The sequence below is a fragment of the Photobacterium frigidiphilum genome, assembly GCF_003025615.1.
Taxonomy (GTDB): Bacteria; Pseudomonadota; Gammaproteobacteria; order Enterobacterales; family Vibrionaceae; genus Photobacterium; species Photobacterium frigidiphilum.
In genome coordinates this window covers 128,413-152,109 of sequence record NZ_PYMJ01000007.1, presented here as the reverse complement: position 1 = coordinate 152,109, position 23,697 = coordinate 128,413, and the positions used below count along the sequence as shown (strand labels likewise).

Annotated in this window: 17 protein-coding genes; 12 read left to right on the top strand and 5 right to left on the bottom strand. The window is 40.9% G+C overall.

The window, feature by feature from the left end:
• Positions 1–6: 6 nt before the first annotated feature.
• A complete protein-coding gene (locus tag C9J12_RS09385) occupies positions 7–1,140 on the bottom strand; it encodes a sugar ABC transporter substrate-binding protein (RefSeq protein WP_107242464.1) in 1,134 nt (377 codons plus the stop codon).
• An 805-nt stretch (positions 1,141–1,945) separates the two neighbouring features.
• Between C9J12_RS09385 and C9J12_RS09380 the strand changes: the two genes are divergently transcribed.
• Genes C9J12_RS09380 through C9J12_RS09360 form a run of 5 tightly spaced genes read left to right on the top strand, consistent with a single transcriptional unit; the run spans position 1,946 to position 8,072 of the window.
• Positions 1,946–2,920, top strand: a complete 975-nt coding sequence (locus C9J12_RS09380; protein ID WP_107242463.1) for an autoinducer 2 ABC transporter substrate-binding protein — start codon at positions 1,946–1,948, stop codon at positions 2,918–2,920.
• Positions 2,921–2,980: 60 nt separating this feature from the next.
• Positions 2,981–4,474: a sugar ABC transporter ATP-binding protein gene (locus tag C9J12_RS09375; protein ID WP_107242462.1), complete on the top strand. Its 1,494-nt coding sequence runs from the start codon at positions 2,981–2,983 to the stop codon at positions 4,472–4,474.
• Complete coding sequence (locus tag C9J12_RS09370) at positions 4,467–5,465, top strand: ABC transporter permease (protein WP_107242461.1); 999 nt, start codon at positions 4,467–4,469, stop codon at positions 5,463–5,465. Before C9J12_RS09375 ends, C9J12_RS09370 begins: the two co-directional genes overlap by 8 nt.
• Complete coding sequence (locus C9J12_RS09365; RefSeq protein ID WP_107242460.1) at positions 5,465–6,424, top strand: ABC transporter permease; 960 nt, start codon at positions 5,465–5,467, stop codon at positions 6,422–6,424. Before C9J12_RS09370 ends, C9J12_RS09365 begins: the two co-directional genes overlap by 1 nt.
• Positions 6,425–6,437: 13 nt before the next feature.
• On the top strand, positions 6,438–8,072 hold the full coding sequence (locus tag C9J12_RS09360; protein WP_107242459.1) for an FGGY-family carbohydrate kinase: 1,635 nt from the start codon (positions 6,438–6,440) through the stop codon (positions 8,070–8,072).
• 156 nt (positions 8,073–8,228) lie between these two features.
• Here the strand turns inward: C9J12_RS09360 and C9J12_RS09355 are convergent, their stop codons facing one another.
• Positions 8,229–10,406 carry a bifunctional diguanylate cyclase/phosphodiesterase gene (locus C9J12_RS09355; protein ID WP_107242458.1) on the bottom strand — a complete coding sequence of 726 codons (2,178 nt, stop codon included), beginning with the start codon at positions 10,404–10,406 and terminating at the stop codon, positions 8,229–8,231.
• Positions 10,407–10,681: 275 nt separating this feature from the next.
• Between C9J12_RS09355 and C9J12_RS09350 the strand changes: the two genes are divergently transcribed.
• The 6 genes from C9J12_RS09350 (at position 10,682) to C9J12_RS09325 (ending at position 19,555) form a co-directional block, all read left to right on the top strand.
• Positions 10,682–11,623 (top strand): LysR family transcriptional regulator, encoded by a 942-nt coding sequence (locus tag C9J12_RS09350; RefSeq protein WP_107242457.1) that lies wholly within the window; start codon positions 10,682–10,684, stop codon positions 11,621–11,623.
• Positions 11,624–11,777: 154 nt separating this feature from the next.
• Positions 11,778–12,656, top strand: a complete 879-nt coding sequence (locus C9J12_RS09345) for an AraC family transcriptional regulator (RefSeq protein ID WP_107242541.1) — start codon at positions 11,778–11,780, stop codon at positions 12,654–12,656.
• 80 nt (positions 12,657–12,736) lie between these two features.
• The gene (locus C9J12_RS09340; protein WP_107242456.1) at positions 12,737–13,600 is read left to right on the top strand and encodes a nuclear transport factor 2 family protein; all 864 of its coding nucleotides are present in this window, start codon (positions 12,737–12,739) and stop codon (positions 13,598–13,600) included.
• Positions 13,601–13,887: 287 nt separating this feature from the next.
• Entirely contained in the window at positions 13,888–15,309 is a 1,422-nt protein-coding gene (locus tag C9J12_RS09335; protein WP_107242455.1) for an FAD-binding oxidoreductase, read from the top strand.
• 304 nt (positions 15,310–15,613) lie between these two features.
• Positions 15,614–18,394, top strand: coding sequence for a M16 family metallopeptidase (locus C9J12_RS09330; protein WP_107242454.1), 2,781 nt, complete (start codon positions 15,614–15,616; stop codon positions 18,392–18,394).
• 258 nt (positions 18,395–18,652) lie between these two features.
• Complete coding sequence (locus C9J12_RS09325; RefSeq protein ID WP_107242453.1) at positions 18,653–19,555, top strand: S1/P1 nuclease; 903 nt, start codon at positions 18,653–18,655, stop codon at positions 19,553–19,555.
• A 118-nt stretch (positions 19,556–19,673) separates the two neighbouring features.
• Here C9J12_RS09325 and C9J12_RS09320 read toward each other — a convergent pair whose 3' ends face one another.
• Entirely contained in the window at positions 19,674–20,150 is a 477-nt protein-coding gene (locus tag C9J12_RS09320; protein ID WP_107242452.1) for a hypothetical protein, read from the bottom strand.
• Positions 20,151–20,356: 206 nt separating this feature from the next.
• Positions 20,357–21,883, bottom strand: coding sequence for a winged helix-turn-helix domain-containing protein (locus C9J12_RS09315; RefSeq protein ID WP_107242451.1), 1,527 nt, complete (start codon positions 21,881–21,883; stop codon positions 20,357–20,359).
• Positions 21,884–22,169: 286 nt separating this feature from the next.
• Here C9J12_RS09315 and C9J12_RS09310 point away from each other — a divergent pair, with 286 nt between their 5' ends.
• The gene (locus C9J12_RS09310) at positions 22,170–22,670 is read left to right on the top strand and encodes a GNAT family N-acetyltransferase (protein ID WP_006230216.1); all 501 of its coding nucleotides are present in this window, start codon (positions 22,170–22,172) and stop codon (positions 22,668–22,670) included.
• 69 nt (positions 22,671–22,739) lie between these two features.
• Here the strand turns inward: C9J12_RS09310 and C9J12_RS09305 are convergent, their stop codons facing one another.
• Positions 22,740–23,237, bottom strand: a complete 498-nt coding sequence (locus tag C9J12_RS09305; protein ID WP_107242450.1) for a hypothetical protein — start codon at positions 23,235–23,237, stop codon at positions 22,740–22,742.
• Positions 23,238–23,697: the final 460 nt, after the last annotated feature.

Sequence of the window (23,697 nt, the reverse complement as noted above, 5' to 3'; positions counted from 1 at the left end):
CGTTGATTACATGTCTTCAATATCGATTTCGATAGTATCAACCGCTGCATCTAATACCGCTTTCACATCTTGTCCTTGTGCTATTTGAGCAAGAGCCGTTTTCATTGGGCCCCACACTTTCATGAACTCAGGAATGCTTGGCATAGGTTGACCAATGTTTGTCGCATCGAAAATGGCTTTGTGCAGTGACCCTTCTTTGTAGCTCACAGACAAACTAGGCGAGACTTCGCGTGTATCTGTGTACCATTTTTGTGCATTCTCAGGCGTAGCTAGGAATTTGAGAAAGGCACTAGCACCTTCTTTGTTATCACTGTAACCATTGACGGTCATCCCTTTTGTCCCAGTTAGGGCTTTGTATGGATGGCTGCCATCCCAGCTTGGGATTGGTGCTGCGCCAACGTTAATACCGGCTTTTTCAATATCAGCAATCGCCCACGGTCCGTTGATGATCGCTTTTAGTTTTCCTTCCATGAAATATTTCATCATGATGTCGTAAGCAACAGTGTCATCTTGCATTAATGTCCAGTGACTAACACCACTGTCGTATAGCCCTTGAGCAGCTACACCTGCTTTGATTGAATCGGCGGTATTTAAACCAATGTCTTGTGGGTTGTTGTCTTTGAAAATGTAGCCGCCGTTGGTCATAAACAGACCACCCGCAAAGTAGAAATCAGTAAATTTTGCAGCCCAATCTGAAGGTGGGATTTCTTTCAATGTTTTTGGTGCTTCTTTTACCATATCTTTGTTGTAAAGAAATAGGGTCGTGTCCGTAGACATTGGCACCATATACGTTTTGCCGTTGTACGTTGCGGCGTTAGTTGCGGCATCGGTAAAGCCGTTAATTGTGAAATTGGTTGAAGAAATTAAATGCTGGTCGGCTAATTCACCAATACGGTCATTAGGGATCATGAAAATATCAGCAATGTTGCCTTTTTGAGTTGGCAATGCACTCAATAGGTCAAACATACTTGTCGCGGCAACTTCAACCTTAAAGTCTTTACCTTTGTTGAATTGTTCTGCCAACTCAGTGAAGTAAGGTACGTAGCTTTTTTCTACACCGACTACAATATTCTCTGCTGCCATTGCCGTATTGCTTAATAGTAAGGCGGTTGAAACGGCAAGCGATATTTTCTTAATCATTTAGTTTCTCCTGAAAGGGATAAAGAGTTTTGAGCCGATAAAATCACGTTGGTATAATTCGATGGTATCAACAGCTTATGCTTTTTATTAAGCGGTCTCTTAGAGTGCTTCCTGCGATACATGTTTGCCTGTTTATAAAGCTAAACGTCATTGGGTGTATCATAGGCCGTTGGTGGTATTGGGTGAAATGCCTTTTATAAAGGGCAGCCATAGAAAAAATGCATATCACATAGATAAATGTTATCTACCGCAATGATATCCAAGGTATTCAGTATCTTTGATAGGTTAAAAACGTGATGATAACGGCAAAATACATTGGTGATAGTGAGGGCTGAGAATATCAAAAATGAGGCTGGTGATCGTAATAAAAATACATCATGAGCCGCTTATATTTTAAAAGTGGCTCGTCAAGATGTTTTTAAATTCTGGCTGAACCTCTGTTTTTTCAGTGCAACAATGTAATACTTAGCAATAAATAAGAACTAGATCATAAATCATAATATTCCCATCAGTCAGTAATGACTATTCTCTCAATTAATTTTTACCGTCGAGGCAATCGCAGAGCACATTGTTGCCACCTTGTGTTTTAATTGATCTTTTGTTGTGTCGTTTGGCGTTAATTAGTTTGTTTAAATTACGTAATGGTTTCAATTTAACAATTATTTAACAGTGATGTTTTGGTGTGGTTACATTAATGTGTGTGTGTCACATTGCGTGAGTGATTTTAAGCTTGTTATCAGTCTATGCCTCATATTCTTCTTATCGAATATCCAATACCCTATACACATAATAAAGGATTGAAACGATGAAAAAGGTCTTGTTCAAAGTTGCTGCTCTTACACTGGCTCTTGCTACTGCTGGTGTTCAGGCAAAAGACTATGAAATTGTGAACGTCGTGAAAGTATCAGGTATCCCTTGGTTTAACCAAATGAACAAGGGTATTGAGCAGGCAGCTACTGATTTTGGTGTTAATGCCCGTCAGTTAGGCCCGTCTACTCCCGATCCCGCTCAGCAGGTGAAGATCATTGAAGATCTGATTGCAAAAGGAGTGGATGCTATAACCGTTGTTCCTAATGATGTAACGGTATTAGAACCCGTATTTAAGAAAGCACGTGAGAAGGGCATTATTGTACTGACTCACGAATCGCCAGATGGTCACAGTGCCGACTGGGATATCGAAACCATTGATAATCAAGCTTACGCGAAAGCGACGATGGATGAACTTGCGAAAAATATGGGCAAAAAAGGTGGCTATGCCGTTTATGTTGGCTCATTAACGGTTCCACTGCATAACAACTGGGCAAATCTAGCGATTGATTACCAAAAAATGGCTTACCCAGATATGTATGAAGTAACAAGTCGTATGCCTGTTGCTGAAAGTATTGACGCTTCGTATGCGGCGACGAATGACTTAATGAAAGCACACCCAGACATGACGGGTATTGTTTCTTATGGATCACTTGGTGCCATTGGTGCAGGTGAAGCTATTAAGAAGAAACGTGCTAAGAACAAAATGAGTACCGTTGGCATTATGATGCCAAGCCAAGCGGCACCGTACCTGATGCGTGGCGAGATTGATAAAGGTTTCTTATGGAATCCGGCCGATGCAGGTTATGCGATGGTTGCCGTAGCTAAACAAATGCTGGACGGTAAAAAAGTGGTTGATGGTGTGACTGTTGATAATCTTGGCGTCGCAGAGATTGATCAAGAAAAGCGTGTGATTAAATTTAATAAAATCCTCGTTGTGGACAAGTCAAACGCTCGCGACCTTGGTTTCTAATTACACTATTAATATTTTGTTCTGGGCAGTGCAATGCTGCCCTTTAGCTGGAAATCCATCATGTCAAACGAAGCATTTATTACCTTAAAGCGTGTATCCAAGCATTTTGGTTCCGTTAAGGCCCTTGATGGCATCAACTTAACTTTTAATAAAGGTGAAGTGCATTGCTTAGCAGGGAAAAATGGTTGTGGAAAAAGTACCTTGTTCAAAGTGATCTCTGGGGTACATGCACCTGAAAAAGGTGCAGAAATTGTACTTGATGGGAAAACCTATTCCCGCTTGAACCCGCAGCAATCTATTGAGCATGGGATTCAGGTTATCTATCAAGATTTATCTTTATTTCCTAATCTTACTGTCGCTGAAAATATTGCAGTGCAAGATCACATGGCATGGACAAAAGGCTTAGTTAAGCAATCGCGTTTAGATGCGATAGCCAAGGCTGCGATGGATAAAGTGGGGGTGTTGCTCCCTTTAACAAAACGAGTAGAGCAACTTTCTATTGCAGAGTGTCAGTTGGTCGCTATTTGTCGTGCAATGGCGTCTGATGCCAAGCTTGTCATTATGGATGAACCGACGGCTTCTCTGACTCGCACTGAAGTAAATAGCTTAATAAAGGTGGTTGCGGATTTAAAATCTAAAGGTATCACTGTTGTTTTTGTTAGCCACAAGCTGGATGAAGTCATGGAGATTTCTGATCGTATTACGGTTATTCGTGACGGCAAAACCATTGGTACGTATCCAGCAGAAGAAATGAATAGTGATGAACTGGCGTTCTTAATGACGGGGCAACGTTTTGAGTATTCTCCGTTAGGTGAATATAAACAGCAAGGAGACGTGAAGTTAGAGGTCACTAACCTGACTAAAAAGGGTCAGTTTAATGATATTAATCTTCAAGTTCGTGCTGGTGAGATTGTTTCTATAACAGGGTTATTAGGTTCAGGCCGTACTGAGTTATGTCTGGCTTTATTTGGTATGACTAGACCAGATAGCGGGCAAATGAAGGTTAATGGCAAACTTGTTGAATTTAGTTCTAATCGAGAAGCGATTGCTCATGGCATTGGCTATGTATCGGAAGACAGGATGAGTACTGGGTTAGTTATGGAACAATCCATACAAGACAACACTACAGCGACTGTTCTGTCTCGATTGAAAAAGCCGAATGGTTTTCTTGATCATGTAAAAGCGACAAACTTAGTGAAAAGACTCATATCTTCTTTATCAATTAAAGTTGCTGATCCTATGTTACCTGTGACCAGTTTGTCGGGCGGTAATGCTCAACGGATTTCTATTGCTAAGTGGATTGCGGCTGAGCCTGATGTGTTGATTCTCGACTCTCCAACAGTGGGTGTTGATATTGCGAACAAAGAAAGCATTTATCAGATAGCGAAAGACCTCGCCTTAAAGGGGATGGCTATCATCATGGTGAGTGATGAAATTCCTGAAGTTTTTTACAACAGCCATCGTGTGATTGTTATGAAAAATGGACATTTTTCACATGAATTTCATCCAATAACATCTTCAGAAAAAGAAATCATGGAGGCCGTCAATGCGTGATCGTATGCGTTTTCGTTGGGATGCTTTAATAAAGCGTCATGAATTTTATCTAGCGGCCCTTATTGGTTTAATGGTTATTGGGTTAGGAATAAGCTCTGAAGATTTTTTAACGCTGGGCAATATTTTCGATATGTCTGTGAGTTCTGCCATTTTGGGCATCATGGCTTGTGGGCTTTTTGTTGTACTGATCGCGGGTGGTATTGATATTTCATTTCCAGCCACTGCTGCAATAGCGCAGTACGTTATGGCAACGTATGTGTTGTCTATTGGTGGAAACTTCTTTATTGCTTTTTTGATTGCCGCTGTTGTGGGAATGTTGCTTGGTCTTATCAATGCCGTATTGGTGTATAAGCTGAAAGTACCTGCCATTATCATCACAATTTCGACGCTTAATTTATTCTTTGGTTTGCTGATTTACTTTAGCAATGGTGCTTGGTTATACGGTTTCCCAGATTGGTTTATGGATGGGGTTGAGTTGTTTACCTTTGTGGGTAGCGACGGATACGACTATGGCTTATCTCTTCCAATTATAATGCTTGTCGCTGTCGTTTTATTTACGTCATTTTTAATGTCTAAAACACGTTTAGGTCGTCAGATTTATGCGATGGGCGGTAATGCTGATGCTGCGAGTCGAATTGGTATTAATTTATTTGGTATTCACCTGTTTGTTTACGGCTACATGGGGGCATTAGCGGGAATTGCCTCAGTGGTACAAACCCAAATTACACAGTCAGTTGCACCTAATTCATTAATGGGCTTTGAGCTGACGGTTTTAGCCGCGGTGGTATTAGGCGGAACGAGTATGACTGGGGGGAAAGGCACGTTAATGGGAGTTGTTCTTGGTGTGGCTTTATTAGCCATTATGAAGAACGGATTAACACTACTCGGTGTTCCTTCATATTGGCATGCGGTTGTCACCGGTCTCATCATTGTATTCAGTATCAGTATGACTGCTCTGAATGAAAAGAAACAAGCATTGCAGGGGGCGTAATGGATCAGGTATTGAACGCAATGAAGCTGCCAACAGACAGAAATATTCGTTATTTGTTAGTTATTTTAGCCAGTATCATGGCCATCATGGCTGTCGCAAGTGGTGACACATTCTTCTCTGTGGCAAATTTACAGTCCATGTCATCACAGATGCCATTATTGGGAATGCTAGCGCTTGCTATGGCTGTATGCATGCTTACTGGAGGTATTAATCTTTCCATTATTGCAACGACCAATGCGTGTAGTTTAGTTATGGCAAGCATTATCACGATGGCCCCTGATAATGGAATGGTACTGTTGTTAGCATTGGTGGCTGGTTTAGTTACTGCGATTGTGATTGGCTTACTCAACGGGGCTTTAATTGCTTATGTCGGGGTTTCTCCAATCTTAGCAACACTCGGAATGATGACATTAATCAATGGCCTAAACGTATTGATTTCTGGCGGCAGTGTTATGTCAGGCTTTCCAGAATCATTATTAGTTATAGGTAGTGGCGCATTTTTTGGTATTCCAATGCCACTTATCCTCTTCGTGTTTTTCGCTATTGGTCTATGGGGGTTGCTTGAGCACACGAGCCTTGGTCGTACTATCTACTTGATGGGCTCGAACGAGAAGGCAGCTCAATTCTCTGGTATCAACACACAAAAAGCGGTTCTTTATGTGTATGCGATTTCATCGATTCTTTGTTGGGTTGCTGCACTGATTATGATGGCGAAATTCAATTCGGCCAAAGCAGGCTATGGGGAGTCTTACTTATTGATAGCCATTTTAGCATCAGTACTCGGGGGGATTAATCCAGATGGTGGCTTTGGTCGAATTATTGGTATTGGCCTGGCATTGATTGTATTGCAAACGTTAGAAAGCGGTCTGAATTTATTAGGAGTCAGCAGTTATCTAACAATGGCTCTTTGGGGTGGCATTTTAATTCTATTCATTACCCTACAAAAACGTAAAGCTTAGTGGAGAGAGCAAAATGAGTATTTATTTTATTGGCGTTGATGTTGGTAGTGGCAGCGCAAGAGCGGGTGTTTTCGATGCCTCTGGTCGAAAAGTCGGTGAAGCAAAACGTGACACACAAATGTTCAAACCCCGCGCAGATTTTGTTGAACAATCATCAGAAAATATCTGGCAAAGTGTTTGTATGGCGGTGAAAGATGCTGTTTCACAAGCGAGTATTGATCCGATTCAAGTAAAAGGCATTGGCTTTGATGCAACGTGTTCATTAGTTGTTTTGGATAAGAAAGGCCAACCACTAACGGTAAGCCCAACGGGTCGTAGTGAACAAAATATCATTATGTGGATGGATCACCGAGCCATTGCACAAGCAGAGCGTATTAATGCAACAGAACATCCGGTATTGGCATATGTAGGAAATCGTATTTCTCCTGAAATGCAAACCCCGAAGTTACTTTGGCTGAAGCAAAATATGCCAAATACTTGGTCTCAAGCTAAATATTTTTTTGATTTACCCGACTTTTTAACATGGAAAGCAACGTTTGATGATAGCCGCTCTCTTTGTTCTACCGTGTGTAAATGGACATACCTTGGCCATGAAGATAAGTGGGATACACACTTTTTCGAACGCATTGGGTTAGATGATTTACTTGCTGATGATGCAAAGTCTATTGGTAATATTATTAAGCCCATGGGTGAGCCAGTAGGGCAGGGTTTAACGGCACACGCAGCTGATGATTTAGGTTTAATACGAGGTACGCCTGTTGGTACGTCAATTATCGATGCTCATGCTGGTGGTATTGGTGTTCTAGGAGCCGCCGGTATGGCTGGCGAGACGGCCGATTTTAATAAGCGTTTGGCATTAATCGGTGGAACCTCATCTTGCCATATGGCTGCATCAAAGACAGCACGTTTTATCGACGGTGTATGGGGTGCCTACTATGGCGCAATGATCCCGAATCATTGGTTAAATGAAGGTGGTCAATCTGCTACAGGCGCGTTAATTGACCATATCATCACGTCGAATCCGTTATATGATCAAATAAAAGCACAAGCAACGAAAGATGAGACAACGGTTTATCAACTACTCAATGATCATTTATTAAAACTCGCGGGCACTAAAGAAGATATTGCGTTTCTAACTAAAGATATTCATGTATTGCCATATTTTCATGGTAACCGCTCGCCACGAGCCAACCCAAACCTTACCGGTACTATTACTGGGCTAAAAATGTCGAAGACAATCGACGACATGGCATTGGCGTACCTAGCGACAATTCAGGCTATTGCGTTAGGAACAAGGCATATCATTGAAGTAATGAATCAGTCGGGATACGAGATTGATACCATTATGGGTTGTGGAGGAGGAACAAAGAATACGATTTTTGTTCAAGAGCATGCCAATGCAACAGGCTGTTTAATGTTATTACCAGAAGAAAGCGAAGCAGTATTACTTGGCTCTGCAATGCTAGGTTCAGTCGCGTCAGGTTTTTATACCGATATTCCAGATGCGATGAATGCAATGAGTCGTATTGGAAAAGCTGTAACACCACAAACAGACAGAATTAAGCGTTTCTATGATATGAAGTATCAAATTTTCCATCAGATGTATGAAGACGATATGAAGTACAAACAGCTGATGTCTGAGTTCTAAATTATTTGTAAAAACTAACGTTTGAATCTCTATATCTTGCATCGAGCGTCAGCTTGCTTAAGAAATCGGACAGCTAGATAAAGGGCGCTACTTACGAGTATGAAGTAACGCCCTTTTTTACTTTTGTGTCCCGTCTTGAAATAGGTTTCTTGTTGGTCAAATTACAGTACTCATTGCCTCGTTCAATTCAGTAATCGGTACAGGTTTGCTAAACAGATAGCCTTGACCGAAATCACAACCATATTGCTGAAGTAAATTGAATTGCTCTTGTGTCTCTATGCCTTCGGCTATTACGCTAATTTGCAGTGTGTGAGCCATGGAAATCAGTGCTTGAACGATTTTCTGATCAGAGTTATTTGAGCTCAGATCCTTAACAAAACTGCGATCAATTTTGAGTTTATCGACGGGTAAGCGTTTTAGCATCGCCAAGGAAGAGTAGCCTGTACCAAAATCGTCGATGGCGACTGTAATGCCTAACTCCTTGAACTGATGTAAAGTATGTATCGCACTCTCAACATTTTCCATCAATGTCGATTCTGTTATTTCGATTTCAAGAGAGCGTGCATCAATACCCACATTCAGGATAATTCTGCGTATATTCTCCAACAAATCCGGATCATTGAACTGCCTTGGTGATAAGTTAACCGCTACACGATAGCTATCCCCTGTGTGTAACTGGCGCATTTTAATGACGTCACATACTTCCTGAATAACCCAATAGCCAATATCTTTAATTTTCCCAGATTCTTCGGCAATACCAATGAACCTTTCGGGGTACAAGAGCCCTTCTCTAGGATGATTCCACCTAATCAAGGCCTCGTAACAGCATAACTTGTTACTATCAAAACTAAAGACTGGTTGGTAGTGTAAAACGAATTGTTCCTTGCTGATTGCAGTGTCTAAACCTTCTTCAATCGACATCTTATATAATGCTTTTTTCTGAAGAGCTTTGTTGAAAAAGTGATAGTTCCGCTTGCCACTTTTTTTAGCTGAGTACATTGCCATATCCGCGTTTCTTAAAAGCGTGGACACGTCATTCCCGTCTGAAGGAATCATGGTAATTCCAACCGATGCAGAAACAGAGAGTTCCTTGTTATTCAATAAAATTGGCTCCGAAATAACGTTTATCAGTCGTTCTGCAATACGGCCAGCATCAAAGGCAGAGTCGGAAGCAGACAATAGAACCGTAAACTCATCCCCTCCAATGCGGGCAACGATATCACTTTTGTTTACGACGGAGTTCAATCGATGCGAAATTTGTTGTAACACACCATCACCAACCTCGTGCCCCTGCGAGTCGTTGATGCGCTTAAAATCATCTAGGTCAAAATAGAGTAAAGCTGCCGAGTTGCCGCAGTATTCTGTTTGTTGAATGACTCGCTCTAGGTGCTCATTTAAAAGTCGCCTGTTTGCAAGCCCTGTCAAGTAATCATAAAGCGCAAATTTTTCCAGTTCATGTGTTTTTTGTTTAACAATTTTCTGAAGTTTTTCGGGTTGCCGGAGCACAAACCACATGGCCCAAGATCCAAATAGAGCGATGATAATACTGGTAAGGTAACCGAGTGCTGCCCGCCAGATACTACCTTCCATTGGACGGCTTATGGTTATTTGCCAAGTGGCATTTGGGACATTGACCGTACTAGTACGATGAGGAGAAACGATAGGTTCTCTAGAGGCTGCGATCACTTCCGTCTCGCTGGTATCAGGGGATTGTCGAGTTAGTTGATAGCGATACCCTTTGGACTGTAAGAGGTCCAGTTCCGTTGAAGCTAACAAATCATCTAAATAGATCAACGCAGAGGTAAAGCCCCAAAATACCTGCTTGTTACTGTCTCTGATAAATACCGGATTGCGGCCAATAACCGCCACCCCGCCTTGAATCAGTTTGAAAGGACCAGCCAAGGTGAGTTTTTGCTCCTTGATGGCAGAGAGCGCTTCCTTACGGCGTTTATCGTCTTTAAGGATGTTGTGTCCGATAGCTTTCTCATGACCTAAAAGAGGGTATATCTTTTGGATTATTCCATCTGGTGCTAGTTGGAGATTAGATATTCCACCAATCGTTCTCAATACTTCTTCAGAGAAGTGATCAAAATCGTCGATTCGACCATTTTGTTGCTGAACTTCCAGAGCTAAAATATGAGTAGCAGATAATGATTGTGATAGACGGCGTTCAAATGCTTTTGCTTGTGCATTAACGATATCGCTCAGCAACAGGTGCTGTTCTTGGGCGTTCAGCGCATGGCTCATATGAGTCCAATATATGCCAATTGAGCTTATAAGAAGAAATAATGCTCCACAAATTACGCGACGATTAGGTAGGTACATCTGTTTCATTAATCTTCATATTATTACCTTGTGAATAAAATTAAGGCTAACATATTAACAATATCAATAGTTAATTTTGAGGTTATTTTTACCGTTTAGGTAAAGCACTATGCTTGTTTTTGTTAATTTTAAAAAGTTGCTGTGTGAGTCTCGTTATCTAAACGAGACTAGGGGGCTTTTTATTGCATTTTGTAAGAGCTTGAAAATTATCACTGAAACGAACATCTTGAGATAACTTCGGTATACAATCAAAGGTTGTAATCATTGATAGATGGTAGTTATACGTGAAAAATTTTGATGTTAACTTATTGCGGGTATTGGCAGTATTACTCGAAGAGCGTAGCGTAACAGCGGCGGCATCACGTTTATACCTTAGCCAATCAGCCGTTAGTAAACAATTGGCTAAACTGCGTGAAACCTTTGATGATCCGCTTTTTGAACGTCAGTCTAAAGGGCTGCTTCCCACCCCGAAAGCGTTGTCTCTTGCACCCAGTATTCATGAGATCTTACGACAAATTGATCAGCTGGCGATTCCTTCAAAGTTTGAACCAGAAAAAAGCCAGCGTACGTTTACTTTTGACCTCGTAGAAACAGCATATACAGTAACGTATTCACGTTTTATGCCGAGCCTACTTAAGCAAGCGCCTGGTATTAGTATCAATAGCCGTACATGGCGCGATGAGAGTTTGAATAGGTTATTGAGGCGTGAAATAGATTTTGGAATTGGGATTTTTGAATGGGACGAACGTGCCAAATCTCATTACCTTAGCATTCCTGATGAGCTTAATTATGCTGAGCTTGTACGGGACTATTCGATTTGCCTGATGCGCAAAGGACATCCTGCGTTGCAAGAAGAATGGAATATTGATACTTTTTTAAAATATCGTCACTTAGAAGTCACTATTGGTGGCATTAGTGGTTGGTTATTAAAAGAGGTACTCGACATTGAGCGCAAGCAACTCGACAGTGCGGTCAATATGTCGGATGTACAGAGTGCAGTGAAGTTGTGTGAGCAGAGTGACTTACTGATGTGTTATCCGTTTTCTGCGGTTAAAGCATTAAACATGGATGCCAATCTCGTTGTTAAGCCGCTCCCAATAAAACTCGAACCGGGTGGATACTCGCTACTTTGGCATCGCCATTTTGATAACGATCCGAGTCATAAATGGTTACGAGAGCTGATTATAGGTCTTGTTTCTGATGAAGTAATTCTGCGCGACGCATAAAAATTAAGACGGTGTAGTGTTGCACAAGCCCGTAAATATTAAACGCGTTAGGCACCGTAGTATCTCTTTTTAAGGGGGGGCAGGGGTAGAGCATTTAAGTGATATGCTCTAGACTCCAATATAATCAGAATGTTATATGAATGGCTTTCGCAATATGAATATACCTGAAGTTGGCTTTAACCACACAAAAACGGCAAACCGCGAAATCGAAATCATTGATTTAGAAAAATTGTACCAACGTAAAGATAGTCTTAATCATAACCCTACCTTGCCACATCGCGTCGACTTCAATCAGATTATTCATATCGAAGAAGGAGAGGGCACTCATTTAATAGATTTTGTGAACTACCCTTATGAGTCGGGTGCATTTATTTTCATTCAAAAAAATCAAGTTCACGCGTTTGACTTTAGCCAGAAACCAAAAGGTAAAATACTGCTCTTTACGCAAGAGTTTATCAATCAAGCCCTTGCAAACATGAGATTGCCAGAATTTACACCAACTCACTTAGAGTATTCTTATCAGCCTGTATTTATTCCTGACTCAGAAGCCATAAGCAGCAGCGAAAAGCTATTGGCTGAAATCAGTAAAGAGCTTGTGCATCAGGAATCAGATCCTTTAATCGTCATGTTTCTGTTTTCTTCATTGTCGTTAATTCTGCGCCGAGTGATGCCAGAGAATCATCATGATAGATTAAATAAAGATCAACTCGGTAAGTTCTCTGATTTTGTTGATTTGCTTGAAAAAAAATTCCGTCACTCGCGAGATGCTACTTATTACGCTGATCGTCTGCATACTACTTATAAAACCTTAAATCAGATCTGTAAATTAGCGACCAATCAAACTGCTAAGCAACTCATCGATGCTTACACTATTTTGGAGGCAAAAAGGCGACTTGTATTAGATGGGTTACCAACTCAACAGCTTGCTTATGAATTTGGCTTTGAAGATGCCAGCAATTTTGTAAAGTACTTTAAAAAACATACATTGATCACTCCATCACGCTTTCAGAAACAGTTCGAAGTTCGTCATTGACCATTATTCCGCCTGTACTGACCATGTGAGTTCTGCCTTTTATCATTACTATTACTTCATTCCAACGAGAGGTAAAAATCATGAAAAAAGGTATATCAGCCGCTTTAGCTACAACAGTTTTAGTGTGTACAGCATACACAAGTCAGATCTCAGCGAAGGAAAATACAATGGACCTATCTAATAAAGACAAAGCGGTTGCTGTACTTAACAGTATAGAAACGGGCGATCAGCAAGCGATTAGTTATGTAAATCCAGATAAATATATTCAACATAACCTAGCAGTGGGAGATGGTCTTGCTGGTTTTGGTGCAGTACTGCAAGCGCTTCCAGAGGGCAGTGCAAAGGTTAATGTAAAACGTGCCTTTACTGATGGTGACTACGTATTTACACATACCGACTATAATTTCTTCGGCCCTAAAGTTGGCTTTGATGTATTCCGTTTTGAAGATGGCTTAATTGTTGAGCACTGGGATAATCTTGCTGAAAAAGTAGGCCCAAATCCAAGTAATCGTACCCAGTTAGATGGCCCAACAGAGGTTAGTGATTTAGATAAGACAAAAGAGAACAAAGCACTCGTTACTGACTTTGTTGATACGATTCTGATGAAAGGTGATTTTGCACAACTAGGTCGCTTTATTGACGACGGTGATGCCGATTATCTTCAACACAATACAGCCATAGCAGACGGTGTTACAGGCTTAGGCAAAGCACTTGATGAGATGGCGAAGCAAGGCATTAAAATGGTTTATACAGAAAACCATATCGTATTAGGTGAAGGCAACTTCGTTCTGAGTATTAGTGAAGGTAGCCTTGGTGGCGAACACGTTTCTTTCTATGATCTATTCCGCATTGAAAATAATAAAATTGTAGAACACTGGGATACTATCGAGTCAATTCCAGCGAAAAATGCATGGAAAAATAACAATGGAAAATTTGGTTTCTAAATAGAGCTAATCTATCCAAATAAAGATCGTCTTCCAACAAACCGTGGCCTTATATCGCCACGGTTTTTCTCGTTTATGGAATCGGTGACTTGGGTATAATAGTATTTGAATCCGGCTCCCAAGCATGGCTGTTCATTAGGTTTTGTGCTATTGAATCTAAGCCTCGTCTACACTCATTGTTGTAGCAATCAACCTGAAGCAATGATTGAGGTTTACTCCCAACGATTGCTCATTAGATAGGCTGGCGTATGCACCGTGCATTCGCCAAAAACTATGGGTAAGTGATTATGGCTGAATTACAAGTTCGCTCACTTGATGGCGAAATGAAAATTCTAAACGATGAGGTATTAAGCGAGCTTCATGGAAGAGTTCGAGGTCAGATTATCGTTCCCGGTGATCCTGATTACAATGAGGTACGTCAAATATGGAATGCGATGATCGACCGTCACCCGGCTGTGATAGTACGCTGTACAGGAACCGCCGACGTTCTCAATGCTATTCAATTTGCTATGCAGCATCAGTTACTTACCTCAATTCGAGGTGCTGGTCATAATATTGCTGGCAAATCTCTGTACGACGGTGCATTTTTAATAGATTTAAGTAATATGCGGTCTGTTCGAGTCGACCCGCAAGAGCGTGTTGCAGTTGTTGAACCCGGCGCGACACTCGGCGATGTCGATCATGAAACCCAAGCTTACGGTTTGGCAGTCCCTGTTGGTATTAACTCTACGACAGGGATTGCGGGGTTAACGCTTGGCGGGGGCTTCGGTTGGCTAAGTCGAACATACGGTATGACAGTTGATAACCTTCTTGCCATTGAAGTGGTAACCGCTGAAGGTAAACGTCTGCGGTGTGATAAAAATCATCATGCTGACTTGTTTTGGGCTTCATGTGGTGGTGGCGGCAACTTCGGTGTAGTCACATCATTCGAATTTAAACTACATGCTGTTGGCCCTGAAGTGATGTCTGGACCAATTGTTTTTCCTTTTGAGCAGGCTTATTCAGTATTGCATGCATATCGTGACTTTTGTGCTAATTGCCCTGAAGAGTTGACGGTATGGGCCGTTATTCGCGATGCACCACCATTACCTTTTCTTAAACCTGATGTACACGGTACCCGAGTATTGATTTTGGTGGCTCTTTACAGCGGGGACATGGAAGCAGGCAAACAGGCACTGGCTCCGTTACACCAGCTTGGCGAAGCGATTGCTGATGGCTTTGCACCACATCCATTTGTTGGATTTCAGCAAGCTTTTGATCCTCTATTAACACCCGGTGCTCGGAATTACTGGAAATCACACAATTTCACGGAACTAAGTGATGGATTGATTGAGCAGTTAGTGGAGTATGGCTCTAAATTACCAACGCCACAGTCAGAGATCTTCATTGCTCAAATGGGAGGGGCAACAAATAGGATTGCACCTGATGCCAATGCATATCCTCATCGTGACGTTGAATTCATCATGAATGTACATACGCGTTGGGATAATACGAGTCAAGATAGCGCTTGCTTTGAATGGGCTCGTGAGTTTTACGATGCCACTAAACCCTTCGCCACTGGTGGTGTATACGTAAACTTCATTAGTGAAGATGAAGATCGCGTTCAAGGAGCATACGGAGCCAACTATGAACGGCTTGCCGAGGTCAAGGCCAAGTACGACCCTGACAATTTCTTCCGCTTAAATCAGAATATTTCACCGAACAAATAGGTTAAGTTCTGCTACTTCATCACGACCATACGGCGTTGCATCAAGAGCGTGCGACGCCGTATATAACGCCACCCAACCGATAAATTCAAATGTCATATTAGAGAGTTTGTCTTTTAATGCTTTTTCTAAACCCTACCAGACACAGTACTAATAAAAGCTAGTCAGCCAAGATAAACGAACAGAAGGTTCTATACTCTGCTATTGACCTATAACTCATTATAATCATTGAAAATAATTATATATTTAGCCTTGTTGATACTGCATTATAATGCTTTGGTTGATTATGTAGGTTTGGATTTCAGATATGGAAATAAAAAGGCTTATTAGGCTTTGGGGCATTATTGTTGCCACGTTGCTACTCGTAGCTTGCAATAGTGTACCTGAACCGCTTCAGGCGGATAGCCAGTGGTTGCAAGGGCAATTGAAAAACGGAATGCAATATCACTTGTTACCAATTAGCGGAGAGTCCGTTTCGCTCCGTTTGCTTGTGCATACGGGGGCTGTTGATGAAACGGCAGAGCAGGCAGGGTATGCGCATTTCCTTGAGCATATGGCGTTTCTTGGCAGTTCTGGTTTCGGAGCAAAGCATGTTGAGTCTTTGTTTGTTGATGCGGGTGTGTCGTTTGGCAATGACCTAAATGCATTTACAACACATGATGTAACGACTTATCAAATCGATCTACCGAGTAATGAGCGGTTAGAGAGTGCGATGACTTGGCTTAGTGATATTGCTACTGGAAAGCTCACCTTAGATCCAAGTCTTATTGAGAATGAAAAAGGGGCTGTTTTAGGCGAATTTCGGTTTGCCCAACGTGGTGACAAGCCCGCTGAGCTCAAAGTTTTTGAGGCGTTACTACAAGGTAGTCGCTATGAAGGTAAAGATGTACTCGGCACGACAGGCAGTATCAATAGCCTGAACCGTGATGGATTGTTGTCATTTTATCGTGCGCATTATCTACCTCAAAATACAGAATTGATTATTACCGGAGATATTGATCGTAAGCAGCTAGAATCTATGATCGCACAGCATTTTAGTGCATCAGAGAAAGCCGTTGTTCAGGGTGTTAAAGCAGAGTCAAAAGATGAAGGGATTGCGGATCTTACATCAGAACCTTTGTTTATTTCAGGCTCGGCAGGGCAACAGTCAGGTATAGCTTTGCTGGTAGAGTTGAGTGTCAAACAAGTGACTACCGATGCTGAATTCCAAACTTTGTTGCTTGAAGATACAGTAATTCAGGCTATCGCACTGAGGTTACAAGATCGGCACATAGAAACTCAGTCGCCACTGCTCAATTCATTTGCCTATAACAGTCTTATTATCAATCGCCATATTGGTGAGATAGTGGTTGAATTTGCAGAGTCTGATCGGCTGGCAGCCCAGAAATTCTTTGCTGAAGAATTAGCGAGCTTACGAGATCATGGCGTTGGTGATGTTGAGCTAGCGACGATTAAAAAAACGTGGATAAATGATGTTAATGGCTTAGATACACAGTGGCTAAACAAAAAAGCCGCCGATTTTTCTGACGATCGTCTTTACGCTCTAATGGATGGTAAAACACAACTGTCGAAGGAAGTGATTCGAAGCCAGTTGCAGCAATTTATTAAACAGCTTGATCAAGCAAGGCTGAATAAAGCGATCAACAAATACCTTAGTGCAGCAAATAATAAACCCGTTTTATTGCTTACAAGAGAAGAGAATACAGAGAAAGCCAAGGCGACGCTTGCTCAGTTTCAGACGCAATTCTCAGCATCGGGTAAAGAACACTTGATGGCTTCCTCTTCAGGTGCTTTTCCACTGCCTGAAAAAGGAGGAGAAATAACCTCTTATGAGGCAATTGAGCCAACAACACACCGCTGGACATTAGAAAACGGTGTTGAAGTCTGGTTGAGGCAGATGCCTGAATCGGGTGAAAATGTGTACCTGTATCTGATGTCTTCTGGTGGTATAGCGGCACTGCAACCAGAATTGTACCATGCAGCTACAATGGTAGGGCCCGTCTTTGCCCGTAGTGGGTTGGCAGGTTTTTCTGCGCCGGAATTTAATAAGTTACTGCTTCGCCATAACACCTATATTGAGCCCGTTCTTTGGAAAACCTCACACGGTTTATATAGTGAGACAGCTAAAAAGGAGCTTCCTTTTGCTTTATCAGTGCTTAATCAGGCAATGACAGCAGCGAAAGTGGACGAACAGCAATTTGCGGCAGTACAACATGAACTCACTGTTGAGCAGAATAATTGGTTGTTATCTCCGTTCGGTCACTTTGTCAGTCAGGTTTCCGGTACACTTTATCCTGCTGATAGCTCAAGCAAGGTTGTAACTGGGGATGATTTAGAGCAAGTAACAGCGGATCAGGTGCAGGCTGTTTTTGACACCTTGATGAAGAAAAAGCGCAATTTTACCTTGGTTGTCAGCGCTGATATTGAGGTTGGAGACTTTAATCGGATGCTCAGACGTTATGTGGCTGGTATTCCATTCGAATCAGCAGAATTAATTACTAATTATCGGGCTGAACCAAAGGTCTCTATCGCGTCGGTGAATGTGATGGAAGCGGTAGATAATACGATTAATTATGAGGTTAACCTGTTTTCTCAGGGAGAGCCGAAAACAACGCGAGATCGTTTTACCTCCGATTTGTTCTATCGGTTATTGGACAAGAGATACCGTGATAATCTGCGTAATGAGCATGGGTTGAGTTATGCCCCCAATATCCAGTTGGTTTGGTTTGATGGCAGTGGTGAGGCGCTGGTGTCATTTGTTGTAAATGCGGCACCTGATAAGTTAGATGCTGTACGAAGCAGTACTCAGCAGGTATTGCAAAATGCAAGGGTGGGCTTTACCGATACGGAGTTTGCGGCGGCTAAGTCACAATTGGCAGCAGATCTAAAATCGGGGCAGACGAACCCGCAAGCACAGGCGCAGATGCTCAGTAGCTATGTGCTGTTTGGTGCCGACCCACAAGCGGTAATTCATCCAGAAAAGATTATGTCGACACTGACATTAGCAGAAGTTAATGCGCTATCAGAACGTCTGGTAGGTAAGAATACTCAGCAGATGGAAGCAATGCTTACGCCTAAAGAGGGTTAACCAAAAGCTTGATGGAAGAATAATTAGCTATGCCACTCAAAAAGCCTCGAGTATCTCTCGGGGCTTTGTTTTCTCCTTATATCCTGTTATTTCCCTTCACCTTTAGCATGTCATCTTCTGATTGATTATTAGGCAAATTGTATAGAGTTAATTGATTGTCTAAGCAACTAGATTCGTAATTGATATATTGGGTTGATCTTGTCGTTCATGGGGTGCCTAATTGTACTTATTTTGTAAGAAAATGTGAATGTGAGAGCCATGAAAAAGACATCGATTATCGCAACTGCAGTAACTTCACTTGCTCTGCTTCCTAATGTTGCCCATGCTTGGAATTATCAAGGGCATGTTACCGTGGCACAAGTTGCTTATCAGAATCTAGACACAACAGCCCGTACACAAGTGGATGTACTGGCGGCAAAGGCTTATCAGTCGATGCCTAAAGATATTCAACAAAAAATGGATAGCTTTGAAGGGGCGAGCCAATTTGCCAAATTGGCAATGGTGCCAGATTTGATCCGTAAGATTCCGGCTGAAGATATTTGGGCACAAATGGGTGAAACAATTCCAGCAAGCCTGAACCAGTGGGATGAGAAAGAAACTGGCGCATGGCATTATATAAACCAAGCTTATCCAGCAACGAGCCAGTGTAATTTCACTCATACACCTAATATCAAACTTGTTGCTAGCTACCTTTTTGACGACTTTGAACAAAACCCGCAAGCCGCCAGTATGATGTTCATGAGCCATGTTGCAGGTGACTCGCATCAGCCAATGCATTCTATCTCTCAGAGCCTAAATCAAAATACATGTGAAACGGACTTAGGTGCCAATAAGCATACGTTAGACGTTCCACAAAAAGATCTGCATCACTTGTGGGATAGCGGTATGGGTCTGTTAGACACAGCACACAATATCAATGATTTTTCGACGGATCTTCAGTTGGCATACCCAAGTACAACAATGACGTTAGGCAAAACAGCAGATGTTGATTTGTGGGTAACAGAGAGCTACCAGTTGGCTGATTTCGGTTACAGTGTAGCAATTGACGCAAAGCCATCGGAAGCTTATTACAGTAAAGGCACCGAGCTTGTGAAACAGCGTATTACTCAGGCTGGTTATCGTCTTGCTGATGAACTAAATTCGGCTTTAGCTAAAAAGTAATTTCTATAAGTTATTTAGAAAATGAATAAAACCTGTTCTTTATAGAGCAGGTTTTTTTATATTATGTAGTAAACCCGTGTATAGATTTTTTATTCTATAGTGCTTGGATAGTTGAGGCTTATTTACCTTGCTCATTACGAATATACATAACAGCAACCATGCTAAAGCCCATGAATTGCCATAAGTACTGGCTATCACTTGCACCAGATATTGTTTGAGTGAAAGCCATGAAACTAGCAACTAATAAAGAGGACACAGCGGCATAAAATAGCCAAGGACGTTCTTTATTACTCATGAACTCCCCATTAATAACGGAACGAAGAATTAATACAAAAGGTAGACACTGTAATAAAATAAGGATTGGGAACATGAAATCAAAAGTAGGACTTAGAAAAATATGCCCGACCTGACTTTTATCCCAAGTACCGACAATATATCCTTTCCATCCAGCCCATGTATCACCAGAATAAGCTGTTTCTGGTGTCACTATACCAAGTAATACACCCATTATTTTATCGATGAATCCATTTTTAAACCAAAATACAAATAAGAAGATTTGTAATGGAACAATTTGATAAGCCACTTTTTTCAACATAATTTTTTTACCTCAGAGAAACGATAGTATTGGTTTGCTCTGAATTATGGTGACCCATGGCAAGGCCGACGTTGATGCAAGGCAATGTATGCCAAGAACAAACAAAAAACAAAGATGTAAATACAAAGTTAGTAAAGACAGATCATCAACCATTGACGTTAAGTCCTTATAGTATAAGGTGTTGACGTCTGGGCTGGTGGACGTTGTTAATTCGTTTCTTTTACGGTTTGTAAAAGGTTTGTTTTTTGTAAAGAGTCCATAAGATCAAAGAGTTGCCCGTTAACCTCTTTTTTCATCTCGGTATAGCATTGATAATGATATGCGGCACCGCGTGGATTATCAGCTTGCTTATCGACAACACTTAGCAGGTAATAACTGATTGGACTTGGTGTACTCTCTGCTGCATAGAAAAGGTAAGGGAATGCTTGATCACTACGATCATTTAATAGCAGGGCTAGCCCTAGGGTTAAATTCGCAATATCGCAACGAGGGTTCATTTCAAATGCTTGTTTAGCGAGTTCTAGTGCCTGTTTTTTCTGAATGTCATTATTCGATTTCAAATAATGTAATGACTCAGAATAAGATAATAAAGAAGACACAAGATAGTTGCCTCGGCCTTCTGCTTGAATAATGTTTAATTTTTCAGTAACTTTATCTAAAGCTTTTTTACCTTTTCCTTGATAAAAAAGCGAAATACCTTCTGATATTACGTTCCAATCATTGTAATCGGTCACTGAGGTTACGCGGTGATTAGTTATTTCGTAACCTTGATCAGTTGGAGAAATTACAGTTTTTAATTCGATGATTACATCACCAATGGCATTAAAGAAGTTTTCTTCGTTAAAGGTCTTTTCAATTTTGGTGTTTAATGCAGGCTGTTGGTTATTTTGTAATAGCACTGTTAGTGAATATTCATCGTGGCTTTTTTTGATCCAGCTTTTGATCTCAATACCTGTTTCTGTGAGTTTTTGTTTTGCTTCAGGGGTTAATTGGTCAAAGTGATAACCAGAAATAGATTTCGACGAGTTAAGACCATAGAACAAGTAATTATAGACACTTTGCGACATTTCGTAGTCTTGCTCTGTATCAAGGTTAATCTCGTGCAAGAAAACGGGAAGCACACCTTGTTGTTGTTTAGCAGACGAGTGTGCTGATTGTTGCCATAGATAACTCGATCCTAATCCGAGACCACTGATTGCCAGTAATACTATAAAGAGAACTGATTTTTTTATTCGTGTGTGGTGTGGGCGTGCTGTCGTTTGCTGAGTTGCTTGAACCGTTTGTTCTTTTTGTAATACTGGCTCAGATTGTAATCTTGACTCAGTTTGTATCGCCAGTTGATTATCTTCAGCAGGATTTTCAGTCTCTAATATCGTATGGTTAATATTTGTTAGAGGAGCGCAATCCTTAGTCACTTCTATATTAAATAGGTAGCCTTGCTTGGGAATCGTTTTAATGATTGAGTAGGGGCGAGTTTTGTCTTGAAGTTGGCTGCGAAGCAAGCTGATTACTTGACGCACCAGATTATCTGAGACATGGCTTCTATCCCACACTCTATCCGCAATTTGCTGCGCATTGACAACATTTCCCTGTTGCTCAATAAAAAAGGTTAAGAGGCGTGCTTGTAAAGGTTCCAAGTGGACGTCTTCACCATTGATTGTAATTTGATTTTTGGCAGGCGAAAAAATAATGACCGGCTCATGATGTAATGTGTAGCGGACTGTGGAAGTCATGGGAATTCAGTAGGCTGAAAATAACCTCGTTAGCCTAGTGTCTTTTAGTCTTAAAAGCAACAGCTTGCCTTCTTAGCTTCTTGTTAAAATACAGTTGCCACTTAAATTCTCTTTTCTATAGTGAGTGCTACTTTTCGATTTTAGATAATAAAAACGATGACAATATGGAGATTACTGAACATTAACACGACTACTCTATATCTATTTGTTTAATAGTGATTTTCATGTAGGATCCTGTGCGAATTAACTCGATTATCCAATCACCACTTAGATAAAAGCAAAAAGCATGAATTTGATAGTTAGAAAAGTAAAAAGGGAAGATGCTCTAGGCATTATTAATGTACTTAACCCTATTATTACGGATGGACGCTTTAGCATCCTCGACACTATATTCTCTGAAGAAGAGGAAGAGCAATTTATCGAAAACTTCCCTGAAAGAGGCGTGTTTAATGTGGCATTAAACACTGAGGACTCTAGGGTTGTTGGCTTTCAAAACGTCGAGCCTTTTGCTAGCTATACTCGTGCTTTTGACCATGTGGGAATTATTGGTACGTTCGTAGATGGGCAATATAGAAGACAAGGAATCGCGTCGAGTCTATTTGATGCTACGTTTACAATGGCTAAGTCTCTGGGGTATGAAAAGCTGTTTGCCTATGTGCGCGATGATAATGAAACCGCCTTGAAAACATACCTAAAACAAGGTTTTGAAATTGTAGGTAAGGCTAAGAAACACGCCAAAATCAATGGCAAATATATAGATGAAGTATTGATCGAAAAGTTTTTGTAAAACTTCATACCAGCACTTGATGTATGTTAGTCGTCTTCGGGCGATTCAATCAGCGCCTGTGTACGCTGCTTAATCACGATCAATTGAAAGAGCATGGTAGGCATCACTAAACCCAGAGCCAGAAACACATAATGAAATACTGTTCGGATCGTCTTTTAATTCTTTGGTTGGCTTGATGCAAACAAGTGATTGGGTTTTGAATTCATTAATCACATACTTGCGCTCACGTTTAATAACCGGAAATAAGCGTACAGTGTTATTACTGATACATTGATACGCCATGTTTATACGTTTTTTATTGATTAAATATGCACCAGCTGAATCGTATTCACCTACTTTTCCAATACATGCTTGGCTTTGAACAATAAAGCCAACATTAAGCTCGTTAGAGCTTGCAATTTGATAGATTTCAGCTTGCTTAGGCAGTTCATGAGTCACTTCTTGTGAAACAAATGTCTTATATGTATCGGAATAATACCAGTTACCAAACGTAGTGCTTGAAGCTTGAGACGCTGTAGAAAAAACGACAACAAGTGCGGTTAAAATATGTGCAAATTTAATATTCATACTACCTTACTTTCAAGCGATATTTTTGAATGCATATGCTTGATAACAATGAAATAACTGCTATTCTTAGCAATTATTTATTCAACTAGATGTAATACAACTACCCGCATATTATTACTCTGTGAGAGTAATATTTTGAATCGGTTCAATATTTGAGAATATGCAGTTGAAAATCGATTACGCGCTTCTCCTGAAAATGCTTTCATAAGCGAGTGCAATCCTTAGCGAGCCAGTGATGATACAGTGATTATCATCAGTAATAAAATAGTAAATATGTAATTAAGTTTTTTTCTAAAAATCAATAATACACAGGATGCAACTTGATGCCCATTGTTGAATGATGTAAATGTTAAGAAGTTGTGGTAGTGGTCGGTTTATTCTTATATATTAATTAATGATTCAAATTATTCAATAATTACAATCATTTCAATTAGATAAGATGTAATTAAATATTTTAAAG

Bases quoted from the DNA above. Each gene is read 5' to 3' on its own strand.
- C9J12_RS09370 (WP_107242461.1), top strand. From the start codon at position 4,467: ATGCGTGATCGTATGCGTTTTCGTTGGGATGCTTTAATAAAGCGTCAT.
- C9J12_RS09380 (WP_107242463.1), top strand. From the start codon at position 1,946: ATGAAAAAGGTCTTGTTCAAAGTTGCTGCTCTTACACTGGCTCTTGCT.
- C9J12_RS09385 (WP_107242464.1), bottom strand. From the start codon at position 1,140: ATGATTAAGAAAATATCGCTTGCCGTTTCAACCGCCTTACTATTAAGC.
- C9J12_RS09375 (WP_107242462.1), top strand. From the start codon at position 2,981: ATGTCAAACGAAGCATTTATTACCTTAAAGCGTGTATCCAAGCATTTT.
- C9J12_RS09310 (WP_006230216.1), top strand. From the start codon at position 22,170: ATGAATTTGATAGTTAGAAAAGTAAAAAGGGAAGATGCTCTAGGCATT.
- C9J12_RS09355 (WP_107242458.1), bottom strand. From the start codon at position 10,406: ATGAAACAGATGTACCTACCTAATCGTCGCGTAATTTGTGGAGCATTA.
- C9J12_RS09365 (WP_107242460.1), top strand. From the start codon at position 5,465: ATGGATCAGGTATTGAACGCAATGAAGCTGCCAACAGACAGAAATATT.
- C9J12_RS09345 (WP_107242541.1), top strand. From the start codon at position 11,778: ATGAATATACCTGAAGTTGGCTTTAACCACACAAAAACGGCAAACCGC.
- C9J12_RS09315 (WP_107242451.1), bottom strand. From the start codon at position 21,883: ATGACTTCCACAGTCCGCTACACATTACATCATGAGCCGGTCATTATT.
- C9J12_RS09335 (WP_107242455.1), top strand. From the start codon at position 13,888: ATGGCTGAATTACAAGTTCGCTCACTTGATGGCGAAATGAAAATTCTA.
- C9J12_RS09305 (WP_107242450.1), bottom strand. From the start codon at position 23,237: ATGAATATTAAATTTGCACATATTTTAACCGCACTTGTTGTCGTTTTT.
- C9J12_RS09360 (WP_107242459.1), top strand. From the start codon at position 6,438: ATGAGTATTTATTTTATTGGCGTTGATGTTGGTAGTGGCAGCGCAAGA.
- C9J12_RS09330 (WP_107242454.1), top strand. From the start codon at position 15,614: ATGGAAATAAAAAGGCTTATTAGGCTTTGGGGCATTATTGTTGCCACG.
- C9J12_RS09325 (WP_107242453.1), top strand. From the start codon at position 18,653: ATGAAAAAGACATCGATTATCGCAACTGCAGTAACTTCACTTGCTCTG.
- C9J12_RS09340 (WP_107242456.1), top strand. From the start codon at position 12,737: ATGAAAAAAGGTATATCAGCCGCTTTAGCTACAACAGTTTTAGTGTGT.
- C9J12_RS09320 (WP_107242452.1), bottom strand. From the start codon at position 20,150: ATGTTGAAAAAAGTGGCTTATCAAATTGTTCCATTACAAATCTTCTTA.